The 17,432-nt window shown below is 71.0% G+C and carries 17 protein-coding genes; 10 read left to right on the top strand and 7 right to left on the bottom strand.

Annotated features, from left to right (window positions below):
• Window positions 1–23 precede the first annotated feature (23 nt).
• From ACIA8X_RS22905 to ACIA8X_RS22890, 4 genes are all read left to right on the top strand, one after another.
• Window positions 24–494 (top strand): DUF3574 domain-containing protein, encoded by a 471-nt coding sequence (locus tag ACIA8X_RS22905; protein ID WP_393457907.1) that lies wholly within the window; start codon window positions 24–26, stop codon window positions 492–494.
• 120 nt (window positions 495–614) lie between these two features.
• The gene (locus ACIA8X_RS22900; RefSeq protein WP_393457904.1) at window positions 615–2,003 is read left to right on the top strand and encodes an aldehyde dehydrogenase family protein; all 1,389 of its coding nucleotides are present in this window, start codon (window positions 615–617) and stop codon (window positions 2,001–2,003) included.
• Between the two features lie 11 nt (window positions 2,004–2,014).
• Window positions 2,015–3,094 carry a Zn-dependent alcohol dehydrogenase gene (locus ACIA8X_RS22895; RefSeq protein WP_399458982.1) on the top strand — a complete coding sequence of 360 codons (1,080 nt, stop codon included), beginning with the start codon at window positions 2,015–2,017 and terminating at the stop codon, window positions 3,092–3,094.
• 236 nt (window positions 3,095–3,330) lie between these two features.
• Window positions 3,331–4,653, top strand: coding sequence for an MFS transporter (locus ACIA8X_RS22890; protein WP_399458981.1), 1,323 nt, complete (start codon window positions 3,331–3,333; stop codon window positions 4,651–4,653).
• Window position 4,654: 1 nt separating this feature from the next.
• Here ACIA8X_RS22890 and ACIA8X_RS22885 read toward each other — a convergent pair whose 3' ends face one another.
• The 3 genes from ACIA8X_RS22885 to ACIA8X_RS22875 all read right to left on the bottom strand — a co-directional run bounded on the left by ACIA8X_RS22885 (window position 4,655) and on the right by ACIA8X_RS22875 (window position 7,216).
• Window positions 4,655–5,599, bottom strand: coding sequence for a DMT family transporter (locus ACIA8X_RS22885; RefSeq protein ID WP_399458980.1), 945 nt, complete (start codon window positions 5,597–5,599; stop codon window positions 4,655–4,657).
• 184 nt (window positions 5,600–5,783) lie between these two features.
• Window positions 5,784–6,494, bottom strand: a complete 711-nt coding sequence (locus ACIA8X_RS22880) for an ArsR/SmtB family transcription factor (protein ID WP_399458979.1) — start codon at window positions 6,492–6,494, stop codon at window positions 5,784–5,786.
• An 80-nt stretch (window positions 6,495–6,574) separates the two neighbouring features.
• The gene (locus tag ACIA8X_RS22875; RefSeq protein ID WP_399458978.1) at window positions 6,575–7,216 is read right to left on the bottom strand and encodes a TetR/AcrR family transcriptional regulator; all 642 of its coding nucleotides are present in this window, start codon (window positions 7,214–7,216) and stop codon (window positions 6,575–6,577) included.
• A gap of 135 nt (window positions 7,217–7,351) precedes the next feature.
• Here ACIA8X_RS22875 and ACIA8X_RS22870 point away from each other — a divergent pair, with 135 nt between their 5' ends.
• The 3 genes from ACIA8X_RS22870 (at window position 7,352) to ACIA8X_RS22860 (ending at window position 9,597) form a co-directional block, all read left to right on the top strand.
• On the top strand, window positions 7,352–8,503 hold the full coding sequence (locus ACIA8X_RS22870) for an acyl-CoA dehydrogenase family protein (protein ID WP_393457889.1): 1,152 nt from the start codon (window positions 7,352–7,354) through the stop codon (window positions 8,501–8,503).
• 89 nt (window positions 8,504–8,592) lie between these two features.
• Window positions 8,593–8,913: a YiaA/YiaB family inner membrane protein gene (locus ACIA8X_RS22865; protein ID WP_393457886.1), complete on the top strand. Its 321-nt coding sequence runs from the start codon at window positions 8,593–8,595 to the stop codon at window positions 8,911–8,913.
• A gap of 60 nt (window positions 8,914–8,973) precedes the next feature.
• Window positions 8,974–9,597, top strand: coding sequence for a TetR/AcrR family transcriptional regulator (locus ACIA8X_RS22860; protein WP_393457883.1), 624 nt, complete (start codon window positions 8,974–8,976; stop codon window positions 9,595–9,597).
• Window positions 9,598–9,610: 13 nt separating this feature from the next.
• Here the strand turns inward: ACIA8X_RS22860 and ACIA8X_RS22855 are convergent, their stop codons facing one another.
• A complete protein-coding gene (locus tag ACIA8X_RS22855) occupies window positions 9,611–10,072 on the bottom strand; it encodes a MaoC family dehydratase (RefSeq protein ID WP_393457880.1) in 462 nt (153 codons plus the stop codon).
• 108 nt (window positions 10,073–10,180) lie between these two features.
• Between ACIA8X_RS22855 and soxR the strand changes: the two genes are divergently transcribed.
• Window positions 10,181–10,678 (top strand): redox-sensitive transcriptional activator SoxR, encoded by a 498-nt coding sequence (soxR, locus tag ACIA8X_RS22850; RefSeq protein WP_399458977.1) that lies wholly within the window; start codon window positions 10,181–10,183, stop codon window positions 10,676–10,678.
• A gap of 358 nt (window positions 10,679–11,036) precedes the next feature.
• Here the strand turns inward: soxR and ACIA8X_RS22845 are convergent, their stop codons facing one another.
• Window positions 11,037–12,104, bottom strand: a complete 1,068-nt coding sequence (locus ACIA8X_RS22845; protein ID WP_393457874.1) for an RNA ligase (ATP) — start codon at window positions 12,102–12,104, stop codon at window positions 11,037–11,039.
• A gap of 151 nt (window positions 12,105–12,255) precedes the next feature.
• Between ACIA8X_RS22845 and ACIA8X_RS22840 the strand changes: the two genes are divergently transcribed.
• Complete coding sequence (locus ACIA8X_RS22840; RefSeq protein WP_399458976.1) at window positions 12,256–12,990, top strand: hypothetical protein; 735 nt, start codon at window positions 12,256–12,258, stop codon at window positions 12,988–12,990.
• On the opposite strand, the gene ACIA8X_RS22835 is transcribed toward ACIA8X_RS22840, so the two are convergent.
• Together ACIA8X_RS22835 and ACIA8X_RS22830 are read right to left on the bottom strand one after the other, a co-directional pair.
• Window positions 12,936–13,673, bottom strand: coding sequence for a 3-keto-5-aminohexanoate cleavage protein (locus ACIA8X_RS22835; RefSeq protein WP_393457868.1), 738 nt, complete (start codon window positions 13,671–13,673; stop codon window positions 12,936–12,938). The genes ACIA8X_RS22840 and ACIA8X_RS22835 overlap by 55 nt on opposite strands.
• Window positions 13,674–13,797: 124 nt before the next feature.
• Complete coding sequence (locus tag ACIA8X_RS22830; protein WP_399458975.1) at window positions 13,798–14,403, bottom strand: hypothetical protein; 606 nt, start codon at window positions 14,401–14,403, stop codon at window positions 13,798–13,800.
• A 232-nt stretch (window positions 14,404–14,635) separates the two neighbouring features.
• On the opposite strand from ACIA8X_RS22830, the gene ACIA8X_RS22825 reads away from it, so the two are divergent.
• Window positions 14,636–17,431, top strand: a complete 2,796-nt coding sequence (locus tag ACIA8X_RS22825) for a penicillin acylase family protein (RefSeq protein ID WP_399458974.1) — start codon at window positions 14,636–14,638, stop codon at window positions 17,429–17,431.
• Window position 17,432 lies beyond the last annotated feature (1 nt).

Below are 17,432 nucleotides of genomic sequence, written 5' to 3'. Positions count from 1 at the left end.
CTGATATGGCTAACTATGGGGCCATGAACGTGCACTTCACCCGAACCCGGGCCGTCCTCACCGCCGTCGGCCTCCTCCTGGCCGTCGGCGCGCCGACCGCGTACGCCACCCTCGACGACGACACCTCCGCGGCGCCGGCCGCCTCCTCGGCCCCCGCACGGGGAGAGCCGTACATCGAGACCCAGTTGTTCTTCGGCACCGCGCGCCCGGACGGCGGCCCGGCCGTCACCGACAAGCAGTTCATGGCGTTCGTCGACAAGGAGGTCACCCCGGACTTCCCGGACGGGCTCACGGTCCAGGCGGGGCGCGGACAGTGGCGGGACGCGAGCGGGACGATCGAGAAGGAGCGGTCGTACGAGCTGATCCTGCTCTACCCGCAGGGGCAGGCGCAGGCCAGTGACCGCAAGATCGAGGAGATCCGCCGCGCCTACGAGAAGGCCTTCGGGCAGGAGGCCGTGGGGAGGGTGGACGACGAGGCGCGCGTCGACTTCTGATGTCATGGGGGCCGGCCGGGCCCATGGGTGTCTGGCGCGCTAAAACTATCGCCGCTAGTTTGTGAGCCGGACACGAACACGGCGGCCGGTCGACGAGCGGCCCGCCCGGGAGGAAGCGCGATGAAGGCACACGACGGCATGTACATCGACGGCGCCTGGCGCCCCGCGGCCGGCGGGGCTGTGATCGAGGTGGTGAACCCGGCCGACGAGCAGGTCATCGGCCGGGTCCCGGCCGGCACCGCCGCCGACGTCGACACCGCCGTACGGGCCGCCCGCGCCGCCCTCCCGGGCTGGGCCGCGACCCCGCCCGCCGAACGGGCCGCGCGGCTGGCCGCCCTGCGGGACATCCTGGTGGCCCGGGGGGACGAGATCGCCGAGACCGTCACCGCCGAACTCGGCTCGCCGCTGAAGCTCTCCCAGTCGGTCCACGCGGGCGTGCCGATCGCGGTCGCGGGCTCGTACGCCGAGCTGGCGGCGACCTACGCCTTCGAGGAGAAGGTCGGCACCTCGGTCGTCCACCACGAGCCCATCGGCGTGGTCGGTGCGATCACGCCCTGGAACTACCCGCTCCACCAGATCGTCGCCAAGGCCGCCCCGGCGCTGGCGGCAGGCTGCACGGTCGTACTGAAGCCGGCCGAGGACACGCCGCTGGTCGCCCAGCTCTTCGCCGAGGCGGTGCACGAGGCCGGCGTTCCCGCGGGCGTCTTCAACCTGGTCACCGGCCTCGGCCCGGTCGCGGGGCAGGCGCTCGCCGAGCACCCGGGCGTCGACCTGGTCTCCTTCACCGGCTCCACCGCCGTCGGCCGGCAGATCGCCGCCGTGGCCGGCGCGGCGATCAAGAAGGTCGCGCTGGAGCTGGGCGGCAAGTCCGCCAACGTCATCCTGCCGAGCGCCGATCTGGCCAAGGCGGTCAACGTCGGCGTCGCCAACGTCATGTCCAACTCCGGGCAGACATGCAGCGCCTGGACGCGGATGCTGGTGCACCGGGACCAGTACGACGAGGCGGTGGAGCTGGCCGGGGCCGCCGCCGCGAAGTATGGCGAGCGCATCGGACCGGTGGTGAACGCCAAGCAGCGGGCGCGGGTGCGCGGCTACATCGAGAAGGGCGTCGCGGAGGGTGCGCGCCTCGTCGCGGGCGGGCCCGAAGCGCCGCGCGAGCAGGGCTACTTCGTCAGCCCGACCGTCTTCGCCGACGTGACGCCCGAGATGACCATCGCGCAGGAGGAGATCTTCGGCCCGGTCCTGTCGATCCTGAAGTACGAGGACGAGGCCGACGCCCTGCGGATCGCCAACGGCACGGTCTACGGCCTCGCGGGCGCCGTCTGGGCGGGGGAGGAGGCGGAGGCGGTGGCCTTCGCGCGCCGTATGGACACCGGGCAGGTCGACATCAACGGCGGCCGCTTCAACCCGCTCGCCCCCTTCGGCGGGTACAAGCAGTCGGGCGTCGGGCGCGAACTCGGAGCGCACGGCCTGACCGAGTACCTCCAGACCAAGTCCCTGCAATTCTGAGGAGCGTATCCGTGGTTCGCGCCGCCGTCCTGCCCGAAGTGGGCGCCCCCCTGGAGATCACGGACATCGAGCTTCCCGACCCCGGCCCCGGCCAGGTCCGCGTCCGTCTCGCCGCCGCCGGGGTGTGCCACTCCGACCTGTCCCTGTCCAACGGCACCATGCGGGTGCCGGTCCCCGCGGTCCTCGGCCATGAGGGCGCCGGCACGGTGGTGGCCGTAGGGGAGGGCGTCACCCATGTCTCGCCCGGCGATGATGTCGTCCTCAACTGGGCCCCGTCCTGCGGAAGTTGCCATGCCTGCGGGCTCGGCGAGGTCTGGCTGTGCGCCAACGCGCTGAACGGCGCCGCGGACGTCTACGCCCGCACCGCGGCCGGCACCGACCTCCACCCCGGCCTCAACGTCGCCGCGTTCGCCGAGGAGACGGTCGTGTTGACGGGCTGCGTCCTGCCCCTCCCGGACGGCATCCCGCTCACCGACGCCGCCCTGCTCGGCTGCGCCGTCCTGACCGGCTACGGCGCCGTGCACCACTCGGCGCGGGTCCGGTCGGGCGAGACGGTCGCGGTGTTCGGCGTCGGCGGCGTGGGCCTGGCCGCCCTCCAGTCGGCCCGGATCGCGGGCGCCGCGAAGATCGTCGCCGTCGACGTCTCCCCGGAGAAGGAGGAGCTGGCCCGGGCGGCCGGCGCCACGGACTACGTCGTCGCCTCCGAGAACACCGCCCGCGAGATCCGAGCCCTCACCGGCAAGCAGGGCGTCGACGTGGCCGTCGAGTGCGTGGGCCGCGCGACCACCATCCGCACGGCCTGGGACTCCACCCGCCGCGGCGGCCGCACCACGGTCGTCGGCATCGGCGGCAAGGACCAGCAGGTCACCTTCAACGCCCTGGAGATCTTCCACTGGGGCCGCACCCTCTCCGGCTGCGTCTACGGCAACTCCGACCCGGCCCGCGACCTGCCCGTCCTGGCCGAACACGTGCGGGCGGGCCGCCTGGACCTGGGCGCACTGGTGACGGAGCAGATCGGCCTGGAGGGCATCCCGGCGGCCTTCGAGAACATGCTGGCGGGCAAGGGCGGCCGGGCGCTGGTGGTGTTCTAGGGCCGGACGCAGCGACGCAGGCGGGAATTCTCCGGCAGACCCCGGCCCTGCCCGCCATACGCCCCGGTCTCCATGCGAGGCCGGGGCTTCAGGCATGCCCGGATCCCGCCATCCGTGCCACGTACAGGCAAAACTCCTGCTGTGCAACCCGTTGACGTCCATACCGTCCGGTCAGTACGTTCCCGGAACCCGAGCCACCCCCCGTTCCGTCCCCGCACCCACCGGAGTGTGCACGCATGGACACGGCACCTTCCGCCCAGCCGCTCACCCCTACCGCTCCCGCCGTCGGCAACCGCCGCCGTGTCGCCACCGCCGCCGCTCTCGCGTCAGCCGTGGAGTGGTACGACTACTTCGTCTTCGGTATCGCCGCGGCACTGGTCCTCGGCGACCTGTACTTCCCCGCCGGCAGCCCCACCGCCGGGGTACTCGCCTCCTTCGCCACCTTCGCCGTCGGCTTCCTGGCCCGACCCCTCGGCGGCATCGTCGCGGGCCAGCTCGGCGACAAGCGTGGCCGCAAGCCGATGCTGGTCCTGGCGCTCACCCTCATGGGCCTCGCCACCACCGGCATCGGCCTGCTCCCGACCTACGACACGATCGGCGTCGCGGCCCCGATCCTGCTGGTCGTCTTCCGCGTGCTGCAGGGCATCGCCGTCGGCGCCCAGTGGGGCGGCGCGATGCTGATGGCCACCGAGTACGCCCCCGAGGGCAAGCGCGGTATCTACGGCAGCTTCGTCCAACTCGGCGTCCCCATCGGCGTGGTGACCGCCAACACCGTCTTCCTGCTGGCCGGCGCGTTCACGACCGACGCCGAGTTCGCGGCGTGGGCCTGGCGTGTGCCGTTCCTCGTCGGCCTCTTCGTCCTCGTGCTCGCCTGGTACATCCACACGCGCGTCGAGGAGACCCCCGAATTCCGGGAGGCGGAGAAGAAGCTGGCCGAGGAGGAGAAGTCCGAGCAGTCCTCTCCGCTGCGGACGATCCTGCGCGACCACCTCGGTACGGTGCTCCTCGCCGGCGGTTCCTTCGCCGTGAACACGGCGACCTTCTACATCATCATCACCGGCGTGCTCGACTACACGACCCGCGAACTCGGCATGAAGAAGAGCGCCGTCCTCACCGTCTCGCTCTGCATCAGCCTCACCCAGCTGGTGCTGATCCCGGCCGCCGCCGCGCTCTCCGACAAGGTCGGCCGCATCCGTATCTACGCGATCGGCGCGGCCGGCATCGCTCTGTGGGCCGTCCCGCTGTTCCTGCTGATCGACACCGGCTCCCTGCTGTGGCTGGCCGTCGGCACGTTCGTCGCCAGCTGTTTCCTCAGCATCATGTACGGCCCCCAGGCGGCCCTGTTCGCCGAGCTGTTCACGCCCGAGATGCGCTACACGGGCGCCTCCCTCGGCTACCAGATCGCGGCCGTGCTGGGCGGTGGCCTCGCCCCGTTCGTCATGGTGCTGCTGCTGGAGGCCACGGGCACCTCGATGGCGGTCTCGGGCTACATCATCGGCCTCTCGGTGATCGCCCTGCTGTCCATCAAGGTCCTTGCGAACAGGGCGCGTTCACGCTGACTCACGCTGATTCGCGGGTCTGCTCGGGTTGCGGCGTCGCCGCCACGACCCGGGCGGCCCGCGACCGCGACACGGCGACCCCCGCCAGGCACACCACACCACCCGCCAGCGTGACCGGCCCCGGCACCTCGCCCAGCGCCACCCAGGACATCAGCACGACCAGCGCGGGCACCGCGTACGTGGTCGCGCCCATCCGGCCGGCGGTCGTCCGGGCCAGGGCGTACGCCCAGGTCGTGAAGGCCAGCGCCAGCGAAAAAACGCCCAGGTAGACCATGTTGAGCGTGGCGGACAGCGAGGCGTCGGCCACCTCGCCGATCAGCTGCCCGGAGAAGGGCAGGCAGAGGACCGCGCCGACCAGGCACCCGAACGTCGTCACCTGGAGCGCGCTCGCGTGGCCGAGCGCCGGCTTCTGCGCCACGGCACCGCCCGCGTACCCGACCGCGGCAAGCAGGCACAGCACCACGCCGAGCACCGAGGACCCGCCCCCGCCCGACATCGACAGCCCCACGGTCACCGCACCGGCGAACGACACCGCCATCCCGGCCAGCAGCCGCGGCGGCATCGGATCACCCAGCACCCGGGCGGCCAGCAGCGCCATCAGGATGGGCCCGATGTTCACCACGAGAGCCGCCGTACCGGCGTCCACCTGCTGCTCGCCCCAGTTCAGCACGACGCTGTAGAACCCGAACCACAACAGCCCCGATATCGCGATCCCGGGCCAGGCGGCCCGAGGGGGCAGCCCCTCGCGCCGGAGCAGACAGATGACCCCCAGCACCAGCGCGCCGACGAGCAGCCGCCCCAGCGCGAGCGCACCCGCGGAGTACTCCTCGCCCGCACTGCGGATCGACACGAAGGCGGAGGCCCACAGCACGACGGTGACGGTGGCGGCACCGGCGGCGAGGAGGTCGGGACGGTGGGTGGGGTGGGCGGGGGAGGCGTTCATCATGCTCCAGAGGCTAGGAGGGGAGGGTGGGCAAGGGCTCGCGGATTTCGGACGGGATGATGGGGTGCGGCACATGCTGAGCGGCGCCTGCTGCAGCCAACTCAGGGGCGCGGGGAACTGCGCGACAAGCCCCCACCCACCCGCACCCGGCACACACCTCTACACACCACCCCCATGGCCGCCCACCTCACCGCAGCGCCCCCACATCCAGACCGAGCAGCTCCCCCAACGCCCTCTCACCCGACGGAGTCACCTTCACCGCCCGCTCCGACCCGATCCGCACACACCACTCCACTTCCAGCACATGCCGGCAAAGAGCCGCCCCCGCGACCCCCGCGAGATGGGGCCGACGTTCAGTCCAGTCGAGGCAGGCCCGGGCCAGCGGCCGACGCCCGCTGCGATCGAGACGGATACCCACGGCGCCGAACCAGCCAACCCCCGCATCAGTGAGCGCAAACCCCGTGTCCTGCCGCAACAGCCCCCGCACGGTCAACGCGTCGGTGACCGCGATACCGAGCCGCCCGGCGAGATGGTCGTAGCAGGTGCGCCCGCGCGCCATGGCGGACCCCGCGCTTGACTCCCGCAGATTCCGGGGCCGGCGGGCCGTCCCGGGGGCGACCTGCGCGGCCAGGTCCTCCACCAGCTGGGCGACCCGCGCGTCGGCCAGCCGCACGTACCGGTGCCGCCCCTGCCGCTCCTCGGCGAGCAGCCCGCCCGCGACGAGCTTGCCCAGGTGCTCGCTCAGCGTCGACGCGGCGACCCCGGCATGCCGCGCCAGCTCACCGGCGGTCCACGCCCGCCCGTCGAGCAGCGCCAGCAGACAGGCGGCCCGCGTCTCGTCGGCGATGAGCGCGGCGAGGCGGGCGAGCTGCGGTGCCTGGGGATCCTTGGAGGCCATGCGACCCAGCATGCGGCACGGACACTTCGGCGCCCGCCGAAGGATTCCCGGCCGATATCGAGCTCGTGCCCAGCCGCTGCCTAGCCGGCCCGCCCGACCTGTTCGTACTGCCGCGCCAGCCCGTCCAGCAGCGCCGTCAGCCCGGTCTCGAAGGCCCGCTCGTCGATCTTCTCCTGCTGCTCGGCGAGGAGGTGGGCCTGCCCGAGGTGCGGGTAGTCGGCGGGGTCGTACGCGCTCGCGTCGTCCACGAAGCCCCCGGCGAACGAGCCGAGCGCCGAGCCCATGATGAAGTACCGCATCAGCGCGCCGATGGACGTTGCCTGGGCCGGCGGCCAGCCCGCCGCGACCATCGCGCCGTAGACGGCGTCGGCGAGGCGCAGACCGGCGGGGCGGCGGCCGGGACCCTGGGCGAGCACGGGGACGATGTTCGGGTGGTCGCGCAGGGCCGCCCGATAGGAGACCGCCCAGTCGTGCAGCGCGGTCCGCCAGTCCCGGTCGTCCTCGAACATCGACAGGTCGACCTGCGCGCTCACCGAGTCGGCGACCGCCTCCAGGATCTCGTCCTTGGTGCGGAAGTGGTTGTAGAGGGACGGCCCGCTCACGCCCAGTTCGGCGGCGAGGCGGCGCGTGGAGACCGCCGACAGGCCCTCCGCGTCCACGAGTTCACGAGCCGTCTCGACGATCCGGTCGTAGCTGAGGAGGGGCTTGCGCGGTCGGGCCATGGCGCACATAGTAGGGCTGCCGGATGGAAACTAGCAGTGCTAATTTAAATGTACGGCTTTCAATGTACGGCTTTCCGTGTACGGCTCCCCGCGGCCCGTCCGTGCGGGTGGCCACCGTCTGTGGGGTGACTCGGCATGAACCTGGAGCTCAGCGAGGAGCAGACCGCCGTCCGACGGCTCGCCCGGGACTTCGTGGACCGCGAGATCGCCCCGCACGTCGTCGAGTGGGACCGCGCCGAGGAGGTCGACCGCGCGATCGTCAAGAAGCTCGGCGAGGTCGGCTTCCTGGGCCTGACCATCGACGAGGAGTACGGCGGCTCGGGCGGCGACCATCTCGCGTACTGCCTGGTCACGGAGGAGCTGGGCCGAGGTGACTCCTCGGTGCGCGGCATCGTGTCGGTCTCCCTCGGCCTGGTCGCCAAGACGATCGCCGCGTGGGGGAGCGAGGAGCAAAGGCGGCGCTGGCTGCCGGGACTCACCGCGGGCGAGCTGGTCGGCTGCTTCGGCCTCACCGAGCCCGGCACCGGCTCCGACGCGGGCAACCTCGCCACGCGTGCGGTGCGCGACGGCGACGACTACGTCATCAACGGCACCAAGATGTTCATCACGAACGGCACCTGGGCCGACGTCGTCCTGCTCTTCGCCCGCTCCACCGACGCGCCCGGCCACAAGGGCGTCTCCGCCTTCCTCGTCCCCACCAGCGCCCCCGGCCTGACCCGCCGCACCATCCACGGCAAGCTCGGCCTGCGCGGCCAGGCCACCGCGGAGCTGGTCCTTCAGGACGTACGTGTGCCCGCGTCGGCCATGCTGGGGGAGGAGGGCAAGGGCTTCTCGGTCGCGATGTCGGCCCTGGCCAAGGGGCGGATGTCGGTGGCGGCAGGATGCGTCGGGATAGCCCAGGCCGCCCTGGACGTCGCCGTCCGATACGCCGGTGAACGCGAGCAGTTCGGCAAGCCGATCGCCCAGCACCAGCTGGTCCAGGAGCTGATCAGCGACATCGCCGTCGACGTGGACGCGGCCCGGTTGCTGACCTGGCGGGTCGCCGACCTGATCGACCGCGGGCTGCCGTTCGCCGTCGAGTCCTCCAAGGCCAAGCTCTTCGCCTCGGAGGCCGCCGTGCGCGCCGCCAACAACGCCCTCCAGGTCTTCGGCGGTTACGGCTACATCGACGAGTACCCGGCGGGCAAGCTGCTGCGCGACGCCCGCGTGATGACCCTCTACGAGGGCACGAGCCAGATCCAGAAGCTGGTCATCGGGCGGGCGCTGACGGGCGTTTCGGCGTTCTGAGAGCCGGCCTCGGCAGGCCGAGCGGCTGAGTACGCGTCTGAGTACTTCGGCGGATGTGGCTCGCGCCACCATCACCGACCCTGTTCCCCATGAGTGACACACCGGTCAAGCAGCAGAGTACGGCGGCGTTCTACGGGCAGGCCGTGGCCTCCTTCGCGGTCGCCATGGCCGCCACCGCCATCGGCGTCTACCAGCTGAACGCCGACGCCTGGGTGCGCGGCTTCCTCGCGATCGCCGTTCTGTACCTGGTGACCTCGGCGTTCACCCTCGCCAAGGTCATCCGGGACCGTCAGGAGGCCGGCCAGATCGTCAGCCGGGTCGACCAGGTGCGACTGGAGAAGCTGCTCGCCGAGCACGACCCCTATGAGAAGCCCTCACCTCGTCCGCCCGCCTCCGGCCCGACTCGCTAAGCGCTCGCTCAGCATCGGCGGTATGGTGGAGGTTCTGTCAGCGAGAGGGGCGAGTGAGCGATGAGTGCGGCGGAGGAGACGGCCGGCGACGAGACGTCGGCGTGGGGTGAGGTCACGCCCGACGCGGCCCGGAGGCTGCTGATCGCCGCCGTGGAGGCCTTCGCCGAGCGTGGCTATCACGCCACGACGACCCGTGACATCGCGGGCCGCGCCGGCATGAGCCCGGCCGCGCTCTACATCCACTACAAGACCAAGGAAGAGCTCCTCCACCGCATCAGCAGGATCGGCCACGAGAAGGCCCTCGACATCCTGCGGACCGCGGCCCACCGCGAGGGCACCCCGGCCGAGCGGCTCGCCGACGCGGTGAGCTCCTTCGTCCGCTGGCACGCCGGGGGGCGTACGACCGCGCGGGTCGTGCAGTACGAGCTGGACTCGCTCGGTCCGGACGCCCGCGCCGAGATCCTCGCGCTGCGCCGGCAGTGCGATGCCGAGGTGCGCGGGATCATCGAGGACGGTGTGTCCGCCGGTGACTTCGACGTGCTGGACGTGAAGGGCACGACCCTCGCCGTCCTGTCGCTCTGCATCGACGTGGCCCGCTGGTTCAGCGTCGACGGCCCCTGGACGCCGGACGAGGTCGGCGCACTGTACGCCGACCTCGTGCTGCGGATGGTGGGGGCGAAGTAGCCCGCCGCCCCGCTCAGAGGTAGTAGCGGGACACCGACTCGGCGACGCACACCGGCTTGTCGCCGCCCTCACGCTCCACGGTGAAGGCGACGCTCACCTGCACGCCGCCCGTGACGTCCTCGACGCCGCTGATCGTGGCGGTGGCGCGCAGTCGTGAGCCGACCGGGACCGGGGCGGGGAAACGTACCTTGTTCGTCCCGTAGTTGACGCCCATCTTCACGCCTTCGACCGCGATGAGCTGAGGCCCGAAGAGCGGGAGCAGCGACAGGGTGAGGTAGCCGTGGGCGATGGTGGTCCCGAAGGGGCCCGCGGCGGCCTTCTCGGGATCGACGTGGATCCACTGGTGATCGCCGGTGGCCTCCGCGAACAGGTCGACCCGCTTCTGGTCGACCTCCAGCCAGTCCGTGTACCCCAGCTGCTCGCCCACCGCCGCCTTCAGGTCGTCGGCGGACGTGAAGATCCTCGGCTCTGCCATGTCTGGGCCTCTCGCGTCGCTGTCATGTCTAAGCAACTGCTTAGCATGCTAAAGCGTGCGGCCCCTGTCAACGGAACGGGGCTGTGACGGGGTAGGTAGGTTTGGGGGGTGCCCCAGATCCCCGAGAAGATCCACGAGCTCACGGTCGGCCAGCTCGCCGCCCGGAGCGGCGCCGCCGTGTCCGCCCTGCACTTCTACGAGTCCAAGGGCCTGATCACCAGCCGCCGCACATCCGGCAACCAGCGCCGCTACACCCGTGACACCCTTCGCCGGGTCGCCTTCGTCCGGGCAGCGCAACGCGTCGGCATCCCCCTGGCCACGATCCGCGAGGCCCTCGCCGAACTCCCCGAGGAACGCACCCCCACGCATGAGGACTGGGCGCACCTGTCCGAGGCGTGGCGCTCGGAACTCGACGAACGCATCAAGCAACTGAACCGCCTCCGCGACCACTTGACCGACTGCATCGGCTGCGGCTGCCTCTCCCTCGACACCTGCGTCCTCTCCAACCCGGACGACGCCTTCGGCGAACGCCAGGCGGGGTCGCGTCTGATGGTGGAACCAGGGGGAGGCCGGCAGAAGGAGAGGCGGGGCCAGGCCGGGGGCTAGCAAGGGGCACAGCCTGCAGGTGCTCATGCCGACACAGCTGCGGGCAGTCGTGCCGCTGGGGCGGCACCCGTCCCTAGGCCCTGTCGTCAAATTCCCGTCTGCCGTGCGACGCCCGGCACGCGCTCTCGCCGCACCGGCCGCAAGCCCAAGTACGTCCAGTACGCGGGCTCCCGGCCGGCACGCCGAGAGCACGCACCGGACGCCGCACGGCCGCCCTTCGGGCGACGACGGGAATTTGACGACAGGACCTAGGAGAGCGGCACCCCGCCAGCGCGGGCGAGCGACCCAACCCGACCTCAGCCCCACCGCCGGCCGTCTGATCAACCGACAGCACCCACTCCAAGCCAGCGGCCCCGCGTCACTCGTACTCAGTGCCGCCCTTCCGCGTCAGATAAGCCGGACTCACCGCTTTCGCGATCGCCCGCCCCCCGGTCACCGCGCTGTACCGCTCCACGGTCGGCCGTATCACCACGCCCTCCCGCAGATGCAGCTCCCGCCCCGAGACCGTCTCCCGCCCCGTGGCGACCTCCAGCACCCGCTCGATGTCGAACGCCCCCTCGAACAGCCGCGGCACCAAGGGCAGTTCCCTCTCCAGCACCTCGGCCGCGTCCAGCCACCGCACCTGCCCGTCGATCTCCGCGGACACGTCGAAAGCGGCGTACCCCAACGTCTCCCGTCGCCCGTCGGCCCCGTAGTTCAGGTCCTGCACGCCTGCCCCGAAGACCTCCCCGAAGATGCCGACCCGTCGCGCCCCGAGCCGCTCGGCGATGCGGGCCGCCGCCTCGGCGACACCGTGCCCCCGCACCGCGCGCCAGTACAGATTCCGCGGGTCCTCCTTCAGCGCCAGCGACTTCGCCCCGAAGCCCTTGGAGGAGACGTACACACGCTCCCCGTCGGCGACATACGTCAGCAGGCACGCCGATCCGTGCAGCTTCTCGGTCAGCACCACCGGCTCACCCGGTGTGAAGATGTCCGGGTACCGCTGGATGTTCTCGATGTCGACCCACGGCAGCAGGTCCGGCGCGGACTCCACCTCACCCGACATGGTGGGCGGGATCGGCGGCACCCACTTCGTGATCCCGAGCGCCTCGGCGAAGTCGGTGCCCTCCAGGGCCGCCCGCGCCAGATCCACGTCGGCCAGCGCCTTCGGTCGGCACACGATCCCCTGCGACAGCTCACCCCGCAGCCGCACCGCCTTGACCCGGTCGGCCTTGCTCCCCGCGAGCCGCCCGGTCAGCCCCAGCTCCTCGATCAGCCCGGTCGGCAGCACGGACTGCTCGGGGATGTACACGGCGCTCTCACCGGTGCGGTACGCGCCCTTGGCGACGACGGCCCGGTACAGGCCCACCTGGGCCAGTTCGAGGGCGTCGGCGTTCGGATGCTCGTGGACGGTCAGCACTTCGGCTGTGACGCGCAGCGTCGACATGGGGGGCTCCTTCAAGGGCTCGGATGGCGTTTCATCGCCCTCAACTGTCCGGGCGGGAAAGGGCTGGAGCGAGCGGATTAGCGGCTGGTATCGTCGCGATCTTCGGTCGGCGGTCCGCCGCCGCGCACGGAGTCCTGACGGGACGAACTCCATGTCCTCAGCCGCCCTTGACGCAGCCCTCGCCGGTGTCGACACCGCCTTCGACGGTTTCACGAGCCCCGACGAGACCGGCTGCGGCTACTGCCACGCATCCGAGGAGACCGCGTATCTGCGCACGCCGAACGTGCGGATACCCGTGGACGTGGTGCGGTACTACCTCTTCGAGGTGCCCGACCACTTCAACGACCACGCGGCTGTGATGCGGCGCCTGCTGCCGCAGGCCGCACGGGCGATGGCCGACGGCACCCTGGGTTCGATCGCCTATGGGGCGCACGGGCTGTCCCGGGTGGACTGGCGCTCGTGGCCGGCCGAGCAGGCCACCGCGATCCAGGCGTTCCTGCACGCCTGGTGGCAGGACGCCCTTGCGACCCCCGAGCCGCCGTACGGCATCGACGACATCTTCGACACCTGTGTCACCATCGCCAGGACGGTGACCCCGTTCCTGGAGGGGTGGGCCCTCGGCCCGGTCGCAGACGTGCACCTCGCCCACTGCGCGGATGTCTGGCTCTACGACCTGGTGTCCGACTTCTCACCCTTCTCCTGGTGGTACCACGACACCATGGACGCCGGCGTCGCAGAGCTGCGCGCCTGGCTCTCCGGCCCCGGCGCCGCACGCCTGCACGTCGCGGGCGAGTACGACCTCGCGACTCGCTCCGAACTCCTCGCCCTCTCTCACGACGAACGCTGGGCCCACCCGTACTGGACCAGCCCCTCGGCCACCAACTGAGCGTTGGACCGGGCCCGTTCACCGTCCGGCAGGACCAGCGCGTCCTCCAGGCCGATGCGCGTCGCCAACCCCAACCGCCCCGCCAGCCGCAGCACCGGCCACGCACCCCCGTCCTCCCCGTGCAGCAGCACCGGACGGCCGAACGCCGAGCCCAGGCCGGCCAGGAGAGCACGCGCGGTCTCCTCGGCCGTATCCGCCGAGGTGTCCGTCACCTCCGCCAGCACGCGCAGCACCCTCGGCCCGAGCGGTGAGGCGGCGAACCGCGCCGCGCCGTCCGTGCCTGACCAGATGCCCGCCTCCACGCCCACGCCCCGCTCCAGCAGCGCGGCAGCCACCTGCTCGGCGCCCGGCTCCTGCCAGTTGACGGAGGCGTGGTCGGGGAGGGCCGGGAGCGCCGACCAGCTTCGTATGCGTTCGACCCGGGCCGCCGTCTCCGGTTCCGCCCAGGCGCCCGTGGTCACACCGACCGGCACCGACACCCGGGCCCGTATCGCGTCGAGCACCGGCGCGAGCACGCGCGGCGACAGACTGTCCTGCCCGCAAGGGGTCTTCGGGTGGACATGGATGTCCGTGGCGCCCGCCGCGACCGCGGCGGCGGCGGACTCGGCCATGGCCTGCGGCGACAGCGGCACCGCCGCACCGTCGCCCGCCCCTCGGGGCCCGTTCAGACACACCTGGATCATGTCTCGATGGTGCCAGTCACCACTGACAACGGCGGATGAGAAGCCTCGAACCCCGCGTCGGACATGGTCGGCAACACATGGTCGGCAGGAGGGGGTGCGGCATCCCCGGCGCACCCCCGTCGTACTAGGCGGACATGAGCAGCCGCCGTTCGCGCCGTGATGCAGCCAGCGCTTCGGGCGTGAGGACCGGACGCGGCACCACGATGCCGCAGTCCGTGCAGACCGGGCCCGACGACGGTTCATGGGCCAGGTCGTACTTCCAGATCAGCCGCTCCCCGCCGCACGCCGGGCACTCCGAACCCGGATCGCGCTCCAGCGCGGAGATCAGTCGGCGCAGCACCTCGGCCATCGGTTCGTTCGGGTGGACCCGTGGGTCGTCGCACCAGGCGACTCCGAAACCGCCCCAGGTCAGCCGGTGCCAGTCGTCCACACTGCCCGGCCTGCGCAGTCCGTCGTGCTTTTCCCTCTTGCGCCGCTCGGCGAACTCGACCTCATAGGCCAGCCAGACCGAACGCGCCTCTTCCAGCTCGTCCAACGCGGCCACGAGCCGCGCTGGATCGGGGGACCGGTCCTCCGGACCGAATCCCGCCTGGGAGCACAAGTGGTCCCAGGTCGCCCTGTGCCCGTAAGGAGCGAACCGCTCCAGGCACTTACGCAGCGAGTAGCGCCGTAGCGCCAGATCGCACCGCGTATCTCGCACCTGTCTCGCCAGACTCCGGAAACCGGCCATCGCCCTGCACCTCCGTCACACCTGCACCTGTACTTCGGTCACTTCGGCGTCGCCGCACGGACTTCGCGCGACGTTGACGAATAGACGTATCGACAAGCGATTCGGCTCCATCCGATTTCCGATGACCTCCATAGCGAGCCCTGGTGACTCCAAAAAGTGACGCATGTTCATCTTCAATCCCGGGGATACCGCCGGTAACACTCTCGGCCCACCCTCGTCGGTAGGAGCTGCCATGCCACGGCGTATCCCCCGAAACGCCTTGTCCAGACTGAGAACTCCCGGCGGATTCCCCGGGTTCCTGAAGACCGCATCCGTATGCGCGCTGATTGCCGGTCTTTTGTCACCTCTTTCCCAAGCGGTGGCCGCGCCCGAGGCGGCGGCCGAGGTCACGGCCGCGAACGACTACTGCGGGAACCAGTGCTCCGACATCCTGCCGCCGGGCCAGAACGGCAACGCCACCCTCGCCCAGATCCTGGTCAACCAGGCCTTCGGAACCATGCCGGAGCATGCCTCCGACCAGCTGGGCCCCTACGCCAACCTGGCCACCGGTCACACCGGCCTCACCAACGCGACGATCAACACCTTCTTCAACGACGCCTCGTTCGGCGTTCCCTCCGACCAAGTCGCCTCCACCGTGAACCCCGCCGGACGCAGCGACGTGACGATCGTCCGTGACAAGAAGACGGGTGTGCCGCACATCACCGGTACCACCAGGTACGGCACGGAGTTCGGCGCCGGCTATGCGGCCGCCCAGGACCGGCTGTGGCTCATGGACGTCTTCCGGCACGTCGGACGCGGACAGCTGACCTCGTTCGCGGGCGGCGCGGCCTCCAACCAGGGCCTGGAGCAGCAGTTCTGGCGCCACGCCCCGTACACCGAGGCCGATCTGCAGGCCCAGATCGACAACGCGGTCGCCAACAACGGCGAACGCGGGCAACTGGCCCTCGCCGACGCCACGGCCTACCTCGACGGCATCAACGCCTACATCGACGCCTCCGACAGCGGCCGCTACTTCCCCGGCGAGTACGTCCTGACCGGCCACAAGGACTCCGTCACCAACGCCGGCACGATCGAACACTTCAAGATCACCGACATGGTCGCGCTGGGCTCCGTCATCGGCGCCCTGTTCGGCTCCGGAGGCGGCGGCGAGGTCAACAACGCGATCTCCCTGCTGGCCGCCCAGGAGAAGTACGGCGTGGCCGAGGGCACGAGGCTGTGGGAGTCGTTCCGCGAACGCAACGACCCCGAAGCGGTCGTCACCGTCCACGACAAGAGCTTCCCGTACGCCGGCAAGCCCGCCGACCCGCAGGGCGAGGCCCTGCCCGACGCCGGCTCGGTGACCGAGGAACAGCTCGTCCACGACCGTACGGGCAGCGCGGCCGGCTCCGCCGCGACCAGCGCTTCCACCACGGCGGCACGAACCGCCACGAGCTCGGCCAAGCGGGGCATGTCCAACGCCCTTGTGGTGAGCGGCGAGCACACCGCGAGCGGCCACCCGGTCGCCGTCTTCGGCCCGCAGACCGGCTACTTCGCGCCCCAGCTCCTCCTGCTCCAGGAGATCCAGGGCCCGGGCATCAGCGCGCGCGGCGCCTCCTTCGCCGGCCTGAGCATGTACGTCGAGCTCGGCCGGGGCCAGGACTACTCGTGGAGCGCCACGACCTCCGGCCAGGACATCATCGACACCTACGCCGTCGAGCTGTGCCAGGACGACTACCACTACCTCTACCGCGGCACCTGCACCGCGATGGAGAAGATCGAGCAGAAGAACGCCTGGAAGCCGACCACCGCCGACAGCACCCCCGAGGGCTCGTACACGATGCGGGTCTGGCGCACGAAGTACGGCCCCGTCACCCACCGCGCGACCGTCGGCGGCAAGAAGGTCGCCTACACCACCCTGCGCTCGTCCTTCATGCACGAGGCCGACTCGATCATCGGCTTCCAGATGCTGAACGACCCGGACTACGTCAAGGGCCCGGCGGACTTCCAGAAGGCGGTGCAGCACATCAACTACACGTTCAACTGGTTCTACGTCGACTCCGAGCACACCGCCTACTACAACAGCGGCGACAACCCGGTCCGGGCGACCGGCGTCGACGCGGAGTTCCCGGTCTGGGCGCAGTCGGCGTACGAGTGGCGGGGCTGGGACCCGGCGACGAACACCGCGCAGTACACCCCGCCGTCCGAGCACCCCAACTCCATCGACCAGGACTACTACATCTCCTGGAACAACAAGCAGGCCAAGGACTACACGACCGCCCCCTGGGGCGACGGCTCGGTCCACCGCGGCAACCTGCTGGAGAACCGGGTGAAGAAGCTGGTCGCCGCGGGCGGCGTGACCCGGGCCTCGCTGGTGAAGGCGATGGCCGACGCGGGCCTGGCCGACCTGCGGGCCGAGGACGTGGTGCCGGACCTGCTCAAGGTCGTGGGCAGCTCCACGGTGACCGACTCGACGGCCGCGGCGGCGGTGAGCAAGCTCCAGACGTGGCTGTCGGCGGGCGCCAAGCGCACCGAGACGTCCGCCGGTTCGAAGACGTACGCCAACGCCGACGCGATCCGCATCCTGGACGCGTGGTGGCCGCTGCTGGTCAAGGCGGAGTTCGAACCGGGCCTCGGCAGTGAGCTGTACGCCGCGATGACGGACAACCTGCCCATCGACGAGTCCCCGTTCGCCGGGCACGGCCCGACCGGCTCGCACGCCGGAAGCTCCTTCCAGTACGGCTGGTGGAGCTATGTCGACAAGGACATCCGGTCCGTGCTCGGCGAGTCCGTGCAGGGCCCGCTCGACCGCGAGTACTGCGGCGGCGGCAGCCTCAGCGCCTGCCGGGACATCCTGATCAGCACCTTGAAGGAGGCGGCGGGCAAGACCGCCGCCCAGGTCTACCCCGGCGACGACCAGTGCTCGGCAGGCGACCAGTGGTGCGCCGACTCGATCGCCCAGCGCACCCTGGGCGGCATCAAGCACGGCAAGATCAGCTGGCAGAACCGGCCGACGTATCAGCAGGTCGTGGAGTTCACGTCACATCGCTGAC

It is taken from the genome of Streptomyces sp. NPDC051738 (assembly GCF_044453205.1).
In the GTDB taxonomy this organism is placed as follows: Bacteria; Actinomycetota; Actinomycetes; order Streptomycetales; family Streptomycetaceae; genus Streptomyces.
This window is presented reverse-complemented; position numbering and strand designations above follow the sequence as displayed.

Bases quoted from the DNA above. Each gene is read 5' to 3' on its own strand.
- ACIA8X_RS22905 (WP_393457907.1), top strand. From the start codon at position 24: ATGAACGTGCACTTCACCCGAACCCGGGCCGTCCTCACCGCCGTCGGC.
- ACIA8X_RS22900 (WP_393457904.1), top strand. From the start codon at position 615: ATGAAGGCACACGACGGCATGTACATCGACGGCGCCTGGCGCCCCGCG.
- ACIA8X_RS22890 (WP_399458981.1), top strand. From the start codon at position 3,331: ATGGACACGGCACCTTCCGCCCAGCCGCTCACCCCTACCGCTCCCGCC.
- ACIA8X_RS22885 (WP_399458980.1), bottom strand. From the start codon at position 5,599: ATGATGAACGCCTCCCCCGCCCACCCCACCCACCGTCCCGACCTCCTC.
- ACIA8X_RS22880 (WP_399458979.1), bottom strand. From the start codon at position 6,494: ATGGCCTCCAAGGATCCCCAGGCACCGCAGCTCGCCCGCCTCGCCGCG.
- ACIA8X_RS22875 (WP_399458978.1), bottom strand. From the start codon at position 7,216: ATGGCCCGACCGCGCAAGCCCCTCCTCAGCTACGACCGGATCGTCGAG.
- ACIA8X_RS22870 (WP_393457889.1), top strand. From the start codon at position 7,352: ATGAACCTGGAGCTCAGCGAGGAGCAGACCGCCGTCCGACGGCTCGCC.
- ACIA8X_RS22865 (WP_393457886.1), top strand. From the start codon at position 8,593: ATGAGTGACACACCGGTCAAGCAGCAGAGTACGGCGGCGTTCTACGGG.
- ACIA8X_RS22860 (WP_393457883.1), top strand. From the start codon at position 8,974: ATGAGTGCGGCGGAGGAGACGGCCGGCGACGAGACGTCGGCGTGGGGT.
- ACIA8X_RS22855 (WP_393457880.1), bottom strand. From the start codon at position 10,072: ATGGCAGAGCCGAGGATCTTCACGTCCGCCGACGACCTGAAGGCGGCG.
- ACIA8X_RS22845 (WP_393457874.1), bottom strand. From the start codon at position 12,104: ATGTCGACGCTGCGCGTCACAGCCGAAGTGCTGACCGTCCACGAGCAT.
- ACIA8X_RS22840 (WP_399458976.1), top strand. From the start codon at position 12,256: ATGTCCTCAGCCGCCCTTGACGCAGCCCTCGCCGGTGTCGACACCGCC.
- ACIA8X_RS22835 (WP_393457868.1), bottom strand. From the start codon at position 13,673: ATGATCCAGGTGTGTCTGAACGGGCCCCGAGGGGCGGGCGACGGTGCG.
- ACIA8X_RS22830 (WP_399458975.1), bottom strand. From the start codon at position 14,403: ATGGCCGGTTTCCGGAGTCTGGCGAGACAGGTGCGAGATACGCGGTGC.
- ACIA8X_RS22825 (WP_399458974.1), top strand. From the start codon at position 14,636: ATGCCACGGCGTATCCCCCGAAACGCCTTGTCCAGACTGAGAACTCCC.